The sequence below is a fragment of the Pseudoalteromonas sp. C8 genome (assembly GCF_011378685.1).
GTDB classification, from domain to species: Bacteria; Pseudomonadota; Gammaproteobacteria; order Enterobacterales; family Alteromonadaceae; genus Pseudoalteromonas; species Pseudoalteromonas arctica.
This window is the reverse complement of record NZ_WTKT01000001.1, coordinates 261,744-279,213: the sequence shown is the minus strand read 5'-3', so window position 1 is coordinate 279,213 and position 17,470 is coordinate 261,744. Positions and strand designations below refer to the sequence as shown.

The following is a 17,470-nucleotide window of genomic DNA, read 5'->3' as shown; positions in this document are numbered from 1 at the left end:
ATGCATCCCCTTTTAGAAAAAGCTCAGGAAATCAAACTGAAACTTAATTGGTCTCTGATTTTTGGTGTGAGCTTTTTTCTGATAGTTGTAATTGGCTTAGTGCAAATTACAACAGGTGTATCGGATTGGTTAGTTGAAAACAAAGATGCTCAAATTAAGCACCTTACAGTGCAAGGGCAGCCTAAATACACAGATGAAACGGCAATTATAAAAGCGATTAAAAAAGCCGATTTAAGTAGTTTTTTTGAACTTGATGTTAAGCATGTGCAGCAGCTAGTTCAAGACTTACCCTGGGTTGCTACCGCTTCGGTGCGTAAACAATGGCCTGATACTATACAAGTATATGTTGTTGAACATGAAGTAGTAGCACATTGGAATAGCGACTTATTGCTCAACCAAAGTGGTCAGGCATTTCAAGCCAGCAGCGATAAGTTAGATGATGACTTACCGCAGTTATACGGCCCAGAAGGCAGCGAAGAAGAAGCGTGGATTGCTTTTAAGCAATTTGATGAAATGCTAAAAGTTAACGGCTTAACGTTAACAAGTTTGGCATTGTCGGAGCGCTTTTCGTGGCAACTATGGTTAGATAACGGAATACGTTTAAATTTAGGACGTAAAGATAAAGCCAAGCGTGTACAACGTTTTATAGACGTTTATCCACGAATGGAACAACGTGCAGATGCACAAGTAGATACAATAGATTTACGGTATGATACCGGCCTTGCAGTCAGCTTTAAGCCAGTGCAAGAAGAACAATTACAAAATAAGAGTAAGGCATGACTAAGTCAGCAGAAAGAAACCTAGTAATAGGGTTAGATGTTGGCACCTCGAAAGTGGTTGCCACGGTAGGTGAAATCACCGCAGATAACAAGCTCAGCATTGTTGGTGTGGGCAGCCAAGTATCTCATGGTATGGATAAAGGCGGCGTTAACGATTTAAACTTAGTGTCTGAGTCTATTCGCCGAGCAATAGACGAAGCCGAGTTAATGGCTGATTGTCGTATTAGCTCTGTGTATTTGGGTATTTCTGGCAAACATATACAGTGTCAAAATGAAAGTGGCGTGGTGGCAATTAATAACACTGAAGTCACTGACGAAGACATTGAAAATGTAATTCATATTGCGCGTTCTGTGCCTATTTCGGCAGAACGTAAAATGCTGCATGCATTGCCGCAAGAATACAGTATCGACATGCAAGAGGGCATTAAAAACCCACTTGGTATGAGTGGTGTTCGTATGGAAGCGCGTGCACACATTATTACGTGCTCAAACGATATGGCAAAAAATATCGAGAAATGCGTAGAGCGCTGTGGTCTTGAAGTCGATCAACTTATCTTTACTGCATTAGCGTCATGTTATTCTGTACTAACAGATGACGAAAAAGAGCTAGGTGTTGCAGTACTTGATATTGGTGGCGGCACTATGGATATCACCATTTATATTAATGGTGCACTTCGTCACTCAGCGGTTATTCCTGTGGCGGGTAACCAAGTTACTGGTGATATTGCAAAAATATTTCGCACACCTATATCACATGCCGAGTCACTCAAAGTACAATACGCATGTGCTAGTAGCCAAATGGCAAGTAGCGAAGACACAATTGAGGTACCAAGTGTAGGCGGACGACCAGCAAGGTTAATGTCGCGCCATACATTATCTGAGGTGGTAGAGCCTCGTTTTAGAGAATTATTCGAGCTTGCGATGGAAGAAATTCGTCGTTCAGGCTTAGAAGACCAAATTGCGGCAGGTCTCGTTATTACAGGCGGAACTGCTAAAATGACTGGCGCGATGGAAGTGGCAGAAGATATCTTTCAAATGCCAGTAAGAATAGGCAAACCAATCGGGATGGTTGGTTTGACAGACTATGTAGATGATCCTTCGTACGCAACCGCTGTTGGTTTGTTACAATACGGGCGTACTATGCAATCGATGAATGCACAAAAGTCGAAAGCAGAGGATAACAATAATTGGTGGAACCGCATTACTAAATGGTTCCAAGGCGAGTTTTAAGACTCAAGTCGGAGAGTAAACATGTTTGATATAATGGAACAACACAGCGAAGAAGCTGTAATAAAAGTAATCGGCGTGGGCGGTGGTGGCGGTAACGCTGTTGAGCACATGGTTAAACAACAAATAGAAGGCGTGCGTTTTATAGCCGCTAATACGGATGCGCAAGCATTACGTAACTCTGCTGCCGATATTACAGTTCAGCTAGGCACGCAAATAACCTCTGGGTTGGGTGCGGGCGCAAACCCTGAAGTAGGCCGTAAGTCGGCTGAAGAAGATGCAGATACAATTCGTGCCAGCCTTGAAGGCGCCGATATGGTATTTATTGCAGCCGGTATGGGCGGTGGTACAGGTACTGGTGCAGCACCGGTAGTTGCTAAAATTGCTAAAGAACTCGGTATTTTAACCGTTGCAGTTGTAACACGTCCTTTTGATTTTGAAGGTAAAAAACGTGCAGCAGCCGCTGAACAAGGTATTAACGAATTGTCAGAAATTGTAGATTCACTTATTACAATTCCGAACAATAAATTGCTTAAAGTTTTAGGAAAAGGGACTACACTTCTAGATGCCTTCGCTAAAGCTAATGACGTATTATTTGGTGCGGTACAAGGTATAGCAGAGCTAATTACACGTTCTGGTTTAATTAACGTGGATTTCGCCGATGTTAGAACTGTAATGTCTGCAATGGGTACTGCAATGATGGGAACGGCGTCTGCGTCAGGTCCTGATCGTGCACAAGAAGCAGCAGAAGCGGCTATCTCAAGCCCACTACTAGAAGACGTTGATTTAACAGGTGCTAAAGGTATCTTAGTTAATATCACCGCAGGTATGGACATTGCGATTGAAGAATTTGAAATTGTTGGTAATCACGTTAAAGCACTTGCGTCAGAAAACGCAACGGTTGTTGTTGGTGCGGTAATCGACCCAGAAATGACTGATGAGCTACGTGTAACGGTTGTCGCAACTGGCTTAGGCGGCGATCGTCGTCCACAGTTTGGTATTGTTGATAACGGCTTTAAAAAAGCATCAGGTTCTGATGTTGCAAGCACATCAAACCAAACGAGCAGTATGTACGTACCAAGCTTTGCAAGCCAAGATACAAACACTGAAGAAAACACTGCTAAAGCGCAAACGCAAAGCAAAGAAAAAGCGCCTACAACTAGTTCAAGCAGTGCATCAAGCTCTTCAGCACAAAATAGTAAAAAAGCGGATAAATCAGAAGGTGGTGATTATTTTGATATCCCCGCTTTTTTACGTAAGCAGGCTGATTAACATTTAATAATACTTTTGTTTGAAATATGTACAAATATTGAAAGACAAAAGGATTTATGTTAAAATCCGCCATATAACTGTAACTGATTTAAAAGTGAGCATACCTATGATTAAACAGCGTACGATTGCAGAAGTAGTCAAAGCCATAGGAATTGGACTTCATAAAGGTGAGAAGGTCACAATAACTCTCCGACCTGCGAGCGCAAATACTGGGATTGTATTTCGTCGTGTCGACCTTGATCCGGTTGTTGATTTTGAAACAACACCTGAAGCCGTTGGTGATACGCAGTTGTGTACCTGTTTAATTAACAAAGATGGTGTTCGCTTATCGACTACTGAGCATCTTATTGCAGCCGTTGCTGCAATGGGAATTGATAATCTAATTGTAGAATTAGATAGCTCAGAAGTGCCGATTATGGATGGTAGTGCATTACCATTCATATATCTGTTACAAAAAGGCGGAATTGAAGAGCAAAACGTTGCTAAACGCTTTGTCCGTATTAAAGAAAAAGTACGCATTGAAGAAGGTGATAAGTGGGCTGAAGTTGAACCATATGATGGTTTTCATATCGACTTTGAGATTGCATTTAACCACCCAGCTATCAATGAAAGTCGCCAACGTATTGGGTTGGATATAACAACGCAAAGCTTTATTGAAGAAATTAGCCGTGCGCGTACTTTTGGATTTATGAAAGATATTGAATACATGCATGCAAACAACCTAGCGCTAGGTGGTAGCATGGATAGTGCTGTGGTACTTGATGAGTTCAAAGTTTTAAATCCTAACGGTTTACGTTATAGCGACGAGTTTGTTAAGCACAAGATATTAGACTGTGTTGGTGACATGTTTATGACAGGCCATAATCTTTTAGGTAAAGTAACTGCATTTAAATCGGGTCATGATTTAAATAATAAATTACTTCGTAAAATTATGGCTACAGAGTCAGCATGGGAGTGGGCAACATTTGAAACGCCTGTGACGATGCCTGCACCCGGTCTTGAGTTAGCTCCAGCCTAAAAGCAGTAAAAGAGCAGCTCGAAAAACAGTTATAAAAAATGACGCTAATTAGCGTCATTTTTTTTGCGTGAAATTTAATAGCTCTATACTTTATTATAACTCTAAAAGAGCTTGTAACTGATTTAAACTAGCTACTGTATAGGTTGGCTTTATTCCGTCGGCTAATTGTTCACCAGGGTGTTGTAACCAGCAAGTATCAATACCTGCATTGTTGCCGCCAAGTATGTCACTTGCAGCAGTATCACCTACCATAAGTATCTCGCTTTTATCTGGGTTACCCATTAGCTCAAATGTGTGCTCGAAAATCGCTTTATTCGGTTTTGCTATACCTACAAGTTCAGATATAACTAACCATTCAAACATATCTTTTAAGCCAGTATGCTCAAGGCGTACGGTTTGTAAGCGGGCAAATCCGTTAGTAATAATACCTAATCTAGCATTTGGCTTAAGTTTATTTAAAAGCTCAATAGCACCAGGTAATGGCTCGCAAATTTGCGCCATAGAATCTAAAAAAGCATCGTTTAGCTCTTTTGCTGGCACATTAAGTTTTGAAGCCCACTCATTAAAGCGTGTTACTTGTAAGTAATCTGCGCTAATAGTGCCATTTTGATAATTAACCCACAGCTGCTTATTGGTTTTTTGATAATGAATATAATCGTCTTGGCTAAAATCTACGTTGTAAGCTTTAAACATGCGAGTCATGCCCGCTAAAATATCAAACCTAAATAAGGTTTCGTCTGCATCAAACAATACATAGTTGTACTTCATTAAACTTCCTAAATTAATTTGTTTGGCCGTATAGCTCAGGGTGTAAAAAAGGCGCCATAGCTAAAGTGAGTGCTTGTGTATAGGTACTTTCGCGCGTGGCATGATTGTTGGTAAGTAGACCAATAGCGCCACCTTTTTGTTTAACGTTGGTGGTATTAAATGCTTTGTCCATTACATCGCCAAGTTCTTCACCTTTAAGTAATGCATTATAAAGTACTTGGGGTAGAGGAAGGTTGCTGCTACGCCCTACAACTTGATTTAAGGCATTATCAATAACAACGTAAGCAAAGGTTGCTGCACCATAGCTAAATTGCTCTGCACCGCCTTCCATTGCAACGTAATAGTGAGCTTGGTGGTGCTTTTTGCAATAATTAACACGGTTTTGCGCGCCAATACGTGTTTCGTCTTCGCCAATAGGCTGATCGGGCACGCCTGAGGGAGCATTCACACCTTCACAGTCAATGATACATTCTGGAAAATACATAGTAAAAATATGTTTAGCGGCATTTATTTTTACAGGATTTTTAGAACCGACAATAATTTTTAATTGTTGTGACATGCTGATCTCACCTTGAGCAAAATCAGCAGTGTACGTGAGTTAGCTTTAACAAAAAAGAGTCGGTAATCAAATAGGTAAATCGAGTGGTGCTAGGTTTTCCAGTGCACGCTTTTTCAAAATAATATCTTTAATTAATGGGGTAAGCACAAGCTCCATAGCCAAGCCCATTTTGCCGCCTGGTACTACAAGCGTATTAATACGAGACATAAAACTGCCTTCGATCATGCGTAAATAATAAGGAAAATCAACATCATCAATACCCCTAAAGCGAATAACTACAAAGCTTTCATCGAGAGATGGAATATCTTTGGCGCTAAATGGGTTTGATGTATCAACAGTAGGCACTCGTTGAAAATTAATATGGGTACGAGAAAACTGCGGGGTAATATGATTTATATAGTCATCCATACTGCGCACAATAGAGCCCATAACCGCTTCGCGAGAATGGCCTCGTTCGGATGTGTCGCGTATTAATTTTTGAATCCACTCAAGGTTAATAATTGGAACCATGCCTATTAATAAATCGACATGCTTTGCAACGTCTACATCTTGATCAACTACGCCGCCGTGTAACCCTTCATAAAACAATATATCAGTATTACTATCAAGGTCTTGCCAAGGAGTAAATGTACCCGGTAATTGATTATATGGGACGGCTTCATCAAAGGTGTGTAAGTATCGGCGTAACTTACCTTGGCCTGTTTCACTGTAGTTTTCAAACAACGCTTCTAAAGCACCAAAGTCATTTGCTTCTCGGCCAAAGTAACTAATGTGTTTATTTTCTTGTTGTGCTTCACGTACTTTTTTATCCATTTCAGGGCGAGTGTAACGATGAAAGCTATCTCCTTCGATAAAAGCCGCTTCAATATTAAGGCTACGGAAAATATGTTTAATTGCATTGGTTGTGGTGGTTGTACCCGCACCAGACGAACCCGTAATCGCAATAATAGGATTTTTAGCTGACATGTTAATTCTCTTTTTTAGGACCAGGTTTTATAACCAGACTAAACTTAACATTATTTTAAGCCGTTTGGGTATCTTAAGAGTTGACTGACTTAGCTCAAGTGACGTCATCAGCAAATAACGTTATCATGAGGTGCTTAAAATTAAAACGAGAGAAAGCATGAAACTTATTAAACCATTACTTGGGATATTTTCTATAGCAGCGCTTAGCCCAATTATGGCGCAGGCTAGCATGCCAAAAAGCCAAGTATTACTTGCTGATTTAAATACGCCTTATGGGGTACAAGTTAATATAGTGAGTGATAAAAACAGTTATAACAACCAACCGCACTTAACAAGTACAGGTTTATACTTTACTCATGAGGTGACTGCAGGTGAGCAAAACCAAACCGATATTGCTTATTACGATTTAACATCAAAAAAAGTTATTAATATCAGTAACTCTCCCGTAAGCGAATATTCACCAACGGTTATGCCAAGTGGTGATGCAGTATCAGCGATTGTTGTAGAGGCAGATGGTAAGCAAAAACTGTGGCAATACCCACTCAAAAGCGAAGATGCGCCAAGTCGTATTTTTGATTGGATTGAACCTGTTGGGTACCATGCATGGGGTGTTCAAAATGATTTAGTAATGTTTATTTTAGGAAAGCCTCACACTCTTCAATATACTTCTGTTGCACAAGCGAAGGGGGAAATAGCTGCCAGTAATATTGGCCGAACGCTTATTTATAACAACTCTACAGCTGCATTTTTATTTAGTTACACTAAAAACGAGCAACATATTTTAGCGAGTTTTAATCCACAGGATAAACAAGTTGAAGACCTACTAAGGTTACCTGCTCAAGTTCAAGATTTTATTTTGAAAGATGATGAAACTATCGCTTATGCTATTAAAAACCGCGTTTATCAGCGTAAACTTGATGGAAGTGATGAAGTATCGCAATGGCTTAATTTAAGCACCTACTGCGAAACAAATATAACAAGAATGAGTTACAACAATGAAAAACTCGCTTTTGTATGTGATATAACGCAGTAAAGCAGACAAATAAATTCAGATTTTATTGTGTGTATGCGTTAATCTAATACGCAAATTAACTAATAGGGATTACACGTGGCTTATAGTGCAGACGAGCTGACAGAACAGCTCATTAAATTACAGTGTAGAAGTAATTTTAAGATTAAAAATATTGCAGAGTACATGTTAGTAAACTCTAAAGAAGCATTTTATACCCACAGCGAAAGCGGCAAGGGTAAAATAGTAATTCGCCCAGCATTTGAGGTGTTTAGCGATGACTTTAGTGATATTGATGGCGTAACTCGTGCGCAAGGCTACTTTCATAGCAGCGAGATGACACGCTTTCCTACACGTATTTTTAAAAGTGCTCAGCCTATTCACTACGGTGTGGCGTTTAAAATAAATTCTGAGCAAGCAGCCAAAGACTTTATAGCCAAGCTAACGATGATTATTGGTAACTAGTAAAACATAAACGTAAAAAGCCGCTGAATTTATATTCAGCGGCTTTTGTGTTTTTATAGCTTAATAAACCTAAGGGTTACTTACTTTTTAAGAAGCTATTAACCGATTCAAGTTCACGTGTTTTAAGCGCGATACAATCGTTTGTGCTTTCTTCAAGCTTACTTAATGTACGAGCGTAACCGGCTACATCAGCTACTTTCTCGTTAAAAAAGGTCTTTGTTTTAGCTAAACTTTCTGCATTACAACTCGCCGTTGTAAAGTACGGCAAGTTAGGAATAAAGAAAGGCGGTAAGCTTGCTGTTACTTTATCGTAGTTACTGTAAACCCAGTCAATAAATAACGCTTGGCGCTCATCTGTATAACTTTGACCTGACAAAATAGTACGCATGTCAGATGCAGTTACTTCATCCGTTAAGCTATAAGCTAATACCGCTTTTTGTAACTCAGGTTTACCAAAAAAGCCCATTGCAGCAAGCATGTTAGTGCGTACTTGTGGATCTTTCGTTGTTTTAAATGTTGTCATGAATTGATCAAGCAGCGCTTTGTCACCATGAAAAGCAGCAAGAGTTAAGTACGTACCGGCTAAGTAAGGGTCTACTTTTTGTGGAGCATTTAAATAAACTTGTGTTTGTTCTTTCGCTTTACTGATTACGTTTTGATCTTCACCATCAAAACCTAAGCGTGATACAACGGCCGCACGAAGTTGTGCAATAGCTCCGTCTTCTCCCGCTTTAGCTTCTAAACCATATTTTTTAGCTGCAGGCGTTACTGCATTACGAATAAATTCAGGCCATAGGTCTTTATTGCTATCGTCTTTAAAAGTACGTTGTTGCGATACTAAGTAACCTAGCGCGGTATTTGCTACGCGAGGGTGGCTATCGCTTACGAACACTTCAAGTGTTTGCATTAACTTAGCAGCAGATATAACACCAGCGTCAAGTAGTGCATCAGTAGCCGATAACAACGCTAGGCGTTCACGGTCACTCAGTACGCTTGGCGCCTTTTTAACAAGTGCGCTAAATTGTGCGTCATCCATTACCCAGCGGTAGTAGCCTAGTGCACCTTGGTCAGGATAAATCCATTCTGGCTCAAAGTCTAAGTCTAGCGTTTGGCTTTGTTTATTAAGTAATACATTTGCTGTTTTTACTTTATCGCCAGCACCATATTTAATTGCAACCGGAACATTCCATAACTGCTCTGGCGCATCAACGCCTGCATTTACAAAGCGGCTTTGTGAAATAGTTACTTTGCTGCCTTGTTGAGTTACTTTAACTAGTGGGAAAGAAGACTGTTCAATAAACGATTTTAAAACACTCGCTACGTCTTTATTTGATGCTTTACCAAGTGCTTCCCATAAGTCGGCCGCTTCTGCGTTTTTATATGAAAACTCTTTTAAGTAGCTTTGAATACCTTTTTGAAATGCATCTTCGCCAATCCAGTTTTCAACCATAGCAAGTACTGAGCTGCCTTTACTGTAAGCAAGACCTAAACCATCCATAATGTCAGCTTCGGTTTTAATTGGCTTACGAATAGGCTTGGTGCTTAGGCGTGCATCAAGTGCCATTACGTTGTTTTGTGGCAGGTCTAAGTGCGATTCAAACTCAGGGTTAAGCTGCTTAGTAATTTTTGCAGCCATCCAGCTAGCAAACGCTTCGTTTAACCATAAGTCGTTCCACCATTTCATGGTTACTAAGTTACCGTACCATTGGTGAGCAAGTTCGTGAGCAATAATTGATACATTACGTTGTTTTTTACTGCGTGTTGCGGCAGCTAAATCAACCAATAAAATATCTTCTCTGTAGGTCACTAAGCCTGAGTTTTCCATTGCGCCAAATGGAAACTCTGGTACCGCTACTGAGTCTAGTTTTTTGTAAACGTAAGGGATACCAAAATACGCTTCAAGTGCGCCCAGTACTTTTGGCATATTTTCTTTTGCGTATTGGGCTAAGTGAATTTTACCTTGAGGGGTAATTACACGACCAGGAATTGGCATGCCTTTAATTTCTAATTCTTCAAACGGGCCAACAGCCATCGCTACTAGGTATGAAGGGATTGGCGGTGTTTTATCAAAAAAGTGTGTGGTCATATCGCCATTAACTGTTGTTTTTAACTCTGGCGTATTTGAATATACTTTTTGTGATGTAGGTGCCGTAATCGTTAACTGAAATGGAATTTTGTAACTTGGCTCGTCAAAAACAGGAAATGCACGGCGTGCATCACTCATTTCAAATTGAGTAAATAAGTAAGGAGTGCCTTGGTCTAATGTTTTGTATAAACCAACACTTTGACGGTTATATGGCGCTGAAAAATCAACTTTAAGGGTGTATTTACCTGGTTGAATTTGCTCATCACAGCTAAATTTCACTTTACCTGTTTTAAGCATTTCATTGTTTAAATCACAGTTTTCATCACCAAGCAGTTGCGCCATTTTAACAGCGTAAGCTACGCCATTTAACTCAATGTATTTTGTTGGTTTTAGTACTTCTAGGGAAATCTCAGTCATCCCTGTGAATGTATCTTGGCTCGGGTCGAGTGTTAACGACACCTGTTGTGAACTTGGTTTTGCGAGTTTTTCAATAACGAATTCGTTAGCGTTTGCAGCACCCATTGCCAAAGCAACGCTCACTGTTAAGAGGCTTTTAAGAAACATAGTGATCCCTAGATTGTTGTTGTTAGAAACTACCCTAAATAGGCTTTTTTATGCTCATATAATTAGGGGGTTAGATATCCTAACAGTTTTTTTAAATAGAGTAATTGATTATAACGGTGACTTTAAGGGGAAATAGTAACAAAGTTTGTCAGTGGCTTTCGCGTGTTATAAAACGCTGCCAATGCAGGTGTGAGTTAATAATACGTATTTGTTGGACAACGGTATTTAATAAGTGGGTATCGCTAAACACATCGTGTGGATACTCGTTAAAACCCATCAAGTAATTAAAAGCGTCTTTAGAGTTAGCTTGTAGGGCGTATATACGCACTTGTTGCTCAAAGTTAAGACGAAGACTGCTTATTGCTGTTTTCATACCGAGTTGATCTACGTTTGGTATATCACATTTTTGCAGATAACCGGCTCGCTCACCTTCGCCTGAAAACCAAATGCGGACTTTTTCACTGTACCTGCCAGTTTTAGCGGGTAAGTCGAACATTAATCGGTGTTGGTTTTGCGATTTGATGAACGTTATATATTCATTAAATCCAGCATTTATAAGTGCTTGATGTACAGGAACTAAGCGAGGTTTTATTTTACCGTGGGTATGAAAATTAAAGCATAAGACGTTTTTTTCAAGGGACAGATCGTCAAGCGTTAAATAACCAATCTCATCGCTATAAGCACCACTATAATATGCAATTAAAGGGAGCCAAAAATGCCAGTGTTTTGGTTGCTCTCGTGCAACTTTAAAATCACCGTATATATATCCATTATAAAGAGTGTGCAGTTCCATGGCTGAAAAGGGCCGGCGACCAAGATGGGTTTTCAACGTAATACCTTGAAAATAATGATGTGTTTTATTTTATACCCAACTAGCAGTAGATGCTAGTCGGGTTTTATCCGCTTTTAGAGTAAAGCGTATAAAGTATTATTCACTCAATGCGCGAGCTAAACCTGTAGGTTCAATTTCTGCACATACTTGGTCGTCATTCCAATTGATACCAACAAGTGCGTTATCTTCATTTAAGTCTTCAACCCATGCATCTAAAAATTCATCAAGGTTGATTTCTACTGGGCTGTAATCTTTCCACTCTTCTTTACACTGTGCTTTAGCTGCTGCTTCACTTTCCCAAAGCAGTAGTACGTCAGTTTCGTCAAATTGGTTAGAATCGCACACTACAAAGCCATTATCTTCTGCACCAAGTGCCCAAATTACTTCGCTAACACGTACTTTTTCTACGAAGTTAACTAGTTGTGATTCAATTTCGATATCGCTCATGTGTTTACCCTTTTAAATTAGTGACGAGGATTGGTGTCTATTGCTGCTTGGCGCTCGTCATATTGCTTATGAAAAGCAACAAGCGCTGAATGCTGACTAAAGTCAGCTAATTCGCGAAAGCAAATCCAATCAAGCAGGCAGTATAAACTGATGTTGAGGTATTCACAGCTTTTAAATTCTTCATCGCTTAAATGGGTATTTAAAAAGCTTAATGTTTGTTCAATACGTTCGTTTTGCAGATTAAAAAATAATTTATCGCTTTTGGTGTCAAATCCAGAACGTTTACATAACACCATTTCTACTAACGAATCGTTACAAGCATTTATAGTCGTAAGTAAGTGCTCTTGAGGCCACGTTAGTTTTGGCTGACCTGTTTTTTCAAGTAAATAACGCAATATAGAATTAGAGTCACTAAGAGTTAAGTCGCCATCTACCAGTATTGGGATTTTTCGAGCTGGATTTTTACTGGCCATAGTAGGGCGATCTTGCTCAGAAAATATATCGAGACTTACAAGCTCTAGTTTGCAGCTGTTTTGTTGTGCCCAAATTCTAATGCGGCGCACGTAAGGTGAAGGTACAGAACCAATTAATTGCATAATTACTCCATAAAAAAGCCGCATAAGCGGCTTTTATCAAATGTTACTTACAGTACAGTTAAATTTATTCTGAACGGCTAGTAACTTCAAGTAAATGATAACCAAATTGAGTTTGCACAGGGCCTTGTACTTGATTAATTGGCGCAGAAAACACAACTTTATCAAACTCTGGAACCATCATACCAGGGCCAAACTCACCAAGAGCACCGCCATCCTGACCTGAAGGACAATTAGAATGTGCTTTTGCTAGTTCAGCAAAGTCTTCGCCTTGCTCAATTTTTGTTTTTAAGTCTAAGCATTGTGCTTCACTGTCTACAAGTATATGTCGTGCGCTTGCTACTGTCATAAAATCTCCCGAGTATAGTGTGGTGTTTTTTTAACCGAATTGAAATATCATTCTAGTTAGTTTCAACTAATTGTACCAGTATAAACTTATTTATCAGAAAACGCAGTTTCAATTGCAGTAATCATTTGCTCTGAATTAGGTGCCACTTTACTGTTAAACCGTAAAACTGTTTTACGATCAGCAGACACTAAGTATTTATAAAAGTTCCAATTTGGAGAGCTAGTTTGCTCATTCAAATATTTAAAAATTGGATTTGCTTCGCTACCACGAACTTTGCTGGTGGCAAACATGGGAAAAGTTACACCATAATTTACAAAGCATACTTTCGCTGTTTCTTTTTCATTGTCTTCTTCTTGAAAAAAGTCATCAGAGGGGAACCCTAATACGACTAAACCTTGCTCTTTGTATTGTTGATATAGCGCTCAAGGCCTTTAAATTGATATGTAAAACCACAATTACTTGCCGTGTTTACTATTAACAAAGGTTTATTTTTAAATTGGCACAAGTTAATAGATTCTTTTGAGCGAAGCTTTCGTATATCTACATTGGTAAAATCTTGGCAGTCCTGTGTAGAGGTTTTATTTATGATTGATGGTGTTTGAGCTTGAAGGGGAGCATTAATAAGTAAAGCCGTTAAACCTATTATAATTATTTTAAGCATTACATTACCTAAACTTTACGATTGTTTGATTGGATAATCATACGCTAATATGGAACAAATTGATCAACCCTCTAATGACCTATGACAATCCGTTTAGCAACTATTAATGATCTTAATGAAATTGTAGCCATTTACAACGAAACTATTGCAGGGCGAATGGTAACTGCAGATACGCAAGAAGTGAGCGTTGACGAAAAGCGTGACTGGTTTAATAGCCACAACGATAAAAGGCCTATTTACGTTTACTGCGAAAATAACCAAGTACTTGCTTGGGTAAGTTATAAATCGTTTTATGGGCGCCCAGCTTACGACGGCACAGTAGAAATGAGCATTTACATTACCAGTAAAGCGCAAGGTAAAGGGCTTGGTAAAAAGCTAATGATATTTGCTCAAACACAAGCTAAGCAATTAAATATTAAAGTATTACTCGGCTTTATTTTTAGTCATAACTTACCGAGTGTTAAATTGTTTAAGCATTTTGATTTTGCAATATGGGGTGAGTTGCCAAGCGTTGCCATAATGGATGATAAGGCGTATAGCCTTACTATTTTTGGAAAACATCTGGAATAAATTATTTTTCATAATGTTGTAATATTTTTTTACAAAATAAGACGAAGGGTTTATGCCAATTAAATAAAAATAGTCTACGCTATTAACATATTAAGTTTATTAATTTGAAGTGTAGCTTGATGATTCGAAAAATATTAATTGTTGATAGTAGCAGTGTCATCGCAATGCGTGTGAAAGTGCTTTTAGAATTAATAGGATGTGAAGTCGAATTAATTCATTTCAGCATGCTAGACATGTATACCAATATAGGCGACTACGACTTAGTTGTTGTTGCCCATGGTGTGCCTGTTGATTCTATAAAACCGCTTGTTAGCCAAGTAGCGCAAGAGCGTTTTATGCTGCTTGCTCCAAAAGCACAAAGTGGTGAGCAACTAACTGCGTTTAGTGAGCTAAATCATGTTGCGCCTGACGCAACCGTGATCTACCCGTTTTTTTCTAATAAAGAAATTACTTCTCTTTTAGAGAGCCTACTAGAATTAGGCTCTAATCATATTTTGCAGTTACCTACTATTTTACTCGTCGATCATGTTCCTGAGCGCCTCGAAAAAATGAAAAACAGCTTGATCGGTGCTCATATCGAGACACATACAGCAACCACCTCTGCAGAAGCTTTAGAAATTACGAAAGAAAAGCAAATCGATATACTAATAAGTGATTTTGTTTTAGATGACGGAACCGGTTTAGAAATTTTTTCAAACTTAAAAATAATGCAACCACATTGCCGTTGCTTATTATTTACCTCACGTCCCGATCAAGTTTCAATGATTGAAGCTATTCGTCAAGGTGTAGAAGACGTACTTATTAAGCCATTGAACGACAGCTCATTATTACAATCAATACATAAACTGTGGCAAACAGAGTTATTAAAACGCCATAACGCAGAACTTGTCGAAAGGCTACAAGATACGGTTGATGCCCTGATTGAAAAAGACAGCCTACTTCAGGTTATCTATAAGCATACGCCCGATGCAATTATGTTGTTTGAGAAATGCGGTAGAGTGATAGAAGCTAATGATGCTTGTTTAAAACTATTTAACTTACCGTTTAACGAACTAGAAGGTAAATCAGTATTTAGCTTTTTAGATGATGATTCAACGTTAGGTATTAAAAATAAAATTTCGACATTAAATAGTAATCGCCAATTTAGCTGCGACTTACGTTTATCTAAAACTGCAGGGGGCTATATACCGTTAGTGGGATCTTTTAATGAGATAGATCACCATGGCGAAATAGCACTTGCCGTAATATTTAAAAATGTAACTCACCTCAAGCAAAAAGAAGATTTACTACTTGAAGCAAAAGATCTCCTTGAAGAGCAAGTAAGAGCGCGTACTTCACAACTCGAGCACGCTAAAAACGTCGCTGAGGCTGCAAACTTAAGTAAATCAGAGTTTTTAGCAAACATGTCACATGAACTTCGAACACCTATGCACTCTATTTTAAGCTTTTCACGTTTTGGTTTAAGCAAACTAGAAACTGGAGATTTTGCAAAAGAGAAACTCATTAAATACCTATCGCGAATAGAGAGTAGTGGTGAGCGTTTACTGTCGTTACTAAATAATTTACTCGACCTATCTAAGCTAGATGTGGGTAAGTTTCCATTTAATCCTCGTCCATATAATTTAGCGAACATTATAAAAACAAGTATTGATGATGTATCTGGTACGGCAATGGAAAAAGAAATTGAGGTTGTATTTACCGCGCAGCCATTACCTGTAATTGCGCAATGTGATGAAGAGCAAATAAATCAGTTACTTCGAAACGTATTAGGTAATGCACTTAAATTTAGCGAACCCAAAAGTAAAATACGGGTAAATTTAGAGTCAGATAATAAGCTTGCTACTATAGAGGTTACCGATAATGGGGTCGGTATACCAGAAGATGAGCTAGAACATATTTTTACTAAGTTTGTACAAAGCAGCAAAACAAATAGCGGTGCCGGTGGTACCGGATTGGGCCTTGCATTGTGTAGAGAGTTTGTGTCTTTACATCAAGGTGAGATCACTGCACGTAACAACGAAAATGGTGGTGCAACTATATCTATACAGGTGCCATTAGAAATAAATCTAGATGATCATTTGGCTGAAGATCAATTAATACAACACAGTAATTAATTGCTAGTTAGCATACCAAGTAACTTTTTTGAGAATTTGAATGGATGATAAATTATGGGCTTAACTAAAATACTTGCCGTTGATGACGAACCCTTTAACCTTGAAATTATTGAGGAGATTTTAGAGGATCTTGATTTTGAATTACAAGTAGCAACAAGTGGTCCTGAGTGTTTAAACATGGTTGAAGGCTATATGCCTCAGGTTATATTGCTCGACGTAAGTATGCCGCAAATGAACGGTTATGAAGTATGTAAGGCACTTAAAGCAAACCCAAATACAGCACACATTATTGTTATGTTTGTGTCTGCTCGTGGCACAGTTGAAGAGCGCATGGAAGGCTACTCAGTTGGTGCAGAAGACTATATTGTAAAACCCTTTGGCCATGATGAACTTAAGTCAAAGCTTAAAAATTTAAACCAAGTACTTGTTGAAAAACAAAGCCTTGAAAAGCAAGTTGAAGATGCTACATCAACTGCATTTAATGCCATGGCTAACAGCAGTGAAATGGGGCAGATAGTTAACTACGTTGAAAACATAGGCTTTATTAATGACCCTCAAGAGCTAGGTAAAGCGCTTATAGATTGCCTACAATCTTTTGATTTGCAAAGTAATATTGAGTTTAGAGAGAACGATGAAATTAGTCACTTTGCATTAAGTGGCGTGTGTTCACCTATTGTGGTGGAGCTATTTGAAATGCTTAAAAACAAAGGGCGTTTACATGAATTTTCGCATCGAATTTTAGTTAACTATGAATTGATTAGCTTACTTATTTTAAATATGCCTGATCACGATCCAGATAAGCACGGGCGTATACGCGACCACGTATGTTTTATTGTCAGTGTTACCGAGCAGCAGCTACGCGCCATCATGACTAAGAAAATGCTTGAATCACAACAAGCAAAACTTAATGCCGTAGCAAGTACAGTTCACAGTAAGTTTCATGGCTTAATTAGCTTATTGAATGACAACCGTCAAAACAACGAAAAAGTGTTTAAACAGTTACAAGAAGAGCTCGAAGAACGTATCCCATCAATGGGATTAGATGAAGATCAGGAGGTGTTTATTTATAAAAAAGTAGATGAAACTATCCAAAACTCAGTGGCCAGAGAGGAGTCTGTTAAACAGGTAAAAGCAGCTTTTGCTGAAATTGAGCAAGACCTGTCATTGCTTTTAAAGAGCTAAATATATTTA

At 38.8% G+C, this 17,470-nt stretch carries 17 protein-coding genes and 1 pseudogene; 9 read left to right on the top strand and 9 right to left on the bottom strand.

Translation table 11 applies throughout. The annotated features are described in order from the left end of the window. From GQR39_RS01240 to lpxC, 4 genes are all read left to right on the top strand, one after another. Positions 1–780 carry a cell division protein FtsQ/DivIB gene (locus GQR39_RS01240; protein WP_007582934.1) on the top strand — a complete coding sequence of 260 codons (780 nt, stop codon included), beginning with the start codon at positions 1–3 and terminating at the stop codon, positions 778–780. Continuing rightward, entirely contained in the window at positions 777–2,009 is a 1,233-nt protein-coding gene (gene ftsA / locus GQR39_RS01235) for a cell division protein FtsA (protein ID WP_007582937.1), read from the top strand. Before GQR39_RS01240 ends, ftsA begins: the two co-directional genes overlap by 4 nt. A gap of 21 nt (positions 2,010–2,030) precedes the next feature. Then, positions 2,031–3,278 carry a cell division protein FtsZ gene (gene ftsZ, locus GQR39_RS01230; protein ID WP_007582938.1) on the top strand — a complete coding sequence of 416 codons (1,248 nt, stop codon included), beginning with the start codon at positions 2,031–2,033 and terminating at the stop codon, positions 3,276–3,278. Positions 3,279–3,384: 106 nt separating this feature from the next. Beyond that, on the top strand, positions 3,385–4,296 hold the full coding sequence (gene lpxC, locus GQR39_RS01225; protein WP_024592892.1) for a UDP-3-O-acyl-N-acetylglucosamine deacetylase: 912 nt from the start codon (positions 3,385–3,387) through the stop codon (positions 4,294–4,296). 93 nt (positions 4,297–4,389) lie between these two features. On the opposite strand, the gene yjjG is transcribed toward lpxC, so the two are convergent. From yjjG to GQR39_RS01210, 3 genes are all read right to left on the bottom strand, one after another. Beyond that, a complete protein-coding gene (gene yjjG, locus GQR39_RS01220) occupies positions 4,390–5,064 on the bottom strand; it encodes a pyrimidine 5'-nucleotidase (protein ID WP_165721132.1) in 675 nt (224 codons plus the stop codon). 13 nt (positions 5,065–5,077) lie between these two features. Then, positions 5,078–5,623 (bottom strand): inosine/xanthosine triphosphatase, encoded by a 546-nt coding sequence (gene yjjX, locus GQR39_RS01215; protein ID WP_007579903.1) that lies wholly within the window; start codon positions 5,621–5,623, stop codon positions 5,078–5,080. A 66-nt stretch (positions 5,624–5,689) separates the two neighbouring features. Beyond that, on the bottom strand, positions 5,690–6,589 hold the full coding sequence (locus tag GQR39_RS01210; protein ID WP_007579904.1) for a phosphoribulokinase: 900 nt from the start codon (positions 6,587–6,589) through the stop codon (positions 5,690–5,692). Between the two features lie 157 nt (positions 6,590–6,746). Here GQR39_RS01210 and GQR39_RS01205 point away from each other — a divergent pair, with 157 nt between their 5' ends. Then, positions 6,747–7,622: a hypothetical protein gene (locus tag GQR39_RS01205; RefSeq protein WP_165734620.1), complete on the top strand. Its 876-nt coding sequence runs from the start codon at positions 6,747–6,749 to the stop codon at positions 7,620–7,622. 75 nt (positions 7,623–7,697) lie between these two features. Beyond that, a complete protein-coding gene (locus tag GQR39_RS01200) occupies positions 7,698–8,063 on the top strand; it encodes a hypothetical protein (RefSeq protein WP_007579906.1) in 366 nt (121 codons plus the stop codon). A 76-nt stretch (positions 8,064–8,139) separates the two neighbouring features. On the opposite strand, the gene GQR39_RS01195 is transcribed toward GQR39_RS01200, so the two are convergent. From GQR39_RS01195 to GQR39_RS01170, 6 genes and pseudogenes are all read right to left on the bottom strand, one after another. Further along, positions 8,140–10,713 (bottom strand): M1 family metallopeptidase, encoded by a 2,574-nt coding sequence (locus GQR39_RS01195; RefSeq protein WP_165734619.1) that lies wholly within the window; start codon positions 10,711–10,713, stop codon positions 8,140–8,142. A gap of 148 nt (positions 10,714–10,861) precedes the next feature. Continuing rightward, positions 10,862–11,542, bottom strand: a complete 681-nt coding sequence (locus GQR39_RS01190; RefSeq protein WP_024590219.1) for a hypothetical protein — start codon at positions 11,540–11,542, stop codon at positions 10,862–10,864. Positions 11,543–11,641: 99 nt separating this feature from the next. Continuing rightward, positions 11,642–11,992, bottom strand: coding sequence for a DUF2750 domain-containing protein (locus GQR39_RS01185; RefSeq protein ID WP_007579911.1), 351 nt, complete (start codon positions 11,990–11,992; stop codon positions 11,642–11,644). Positions 11,993–12,009: 17 nt separating this feature from the next. Further along, on the bottom strand, positions 12,010–12,588 hold the full coding sequence (locus GQR39_RS01180; RefSeq protein ID WP_007579913.1) for a glutathione S-transferase family protein: 579 nt from the start codon (positions 12,586–12,588) through the stop codon (positions 12,010–12,012). A gap of 64 nt (positions 12,589–12,652) precedes the next feature. Further along, positions 12,653–12,934 carry a peptidylprolyl isomerase gene (locus GQR39_RS01175; RefSeq protein ID WP_002958009.1) on the bottom strand — a complete coding sequence of 94 codons (282 nt, stop codon included), beginning with the start codon at positions 12,932–12,934 and terminating at the stop codon, positions 12,653–12,655. A gap of 86 nt (positions 12,935–13,020) precedes the next feature. Continuing rightward, a pseudogene (locus GQR39_RS01170) lies at positions 13,021–13,595 on the bottom strand (glutathione peroxidase). An 81-nt stretch (positions 13,596–13,676) separates the two neighbouring features. Between GQR39_RS01170 and GQR39_RS01165 the strand changes: the two are divergent. The 3 genes from GQR39_RS01165 to GQR39_RS01155 all read left to right on the top strand — a co-directional run bounded on the left by GQR39_RS01165 (position 13,677) and on the right by GQR39_RS01155 (position 17,461). Then, complete coding sequence (locus tag GQR39_RS01165; RefSeq protein ID WP_007579917.1) at positions 13,677–14,165, top strand: GNAT family N-acetyltransferase; 489 nt, start codon at positions 13,677–13,679, stop codon at positions 14,163–14,165. 119 nt (positions 14,166–14,284) lie between these two features. Beyond that, positions 14,285–16,279, top strand: coding sequence for an ATP-binding protein (locus GQR39_RS01160; RefSeq protein ID WP_024609134.1), 1,995 nt, complete (start codon positions 14,285–14,287; stop codon positions 16,277–16,279). 54 nt (positions 16,280–16,333) lie between these two features. Further along, complete coding sequence (locus GQR39_RS01155) at positions 16,334–17,461, top strand: response regulator (RefSeq protein WP_165734618.1); 1,128 nt, start codon at positions 16,334–16,336, stop codon at positions 17,459–17,461. Positions 17,462–17,470: the final 9 nt, after the last annotated feature.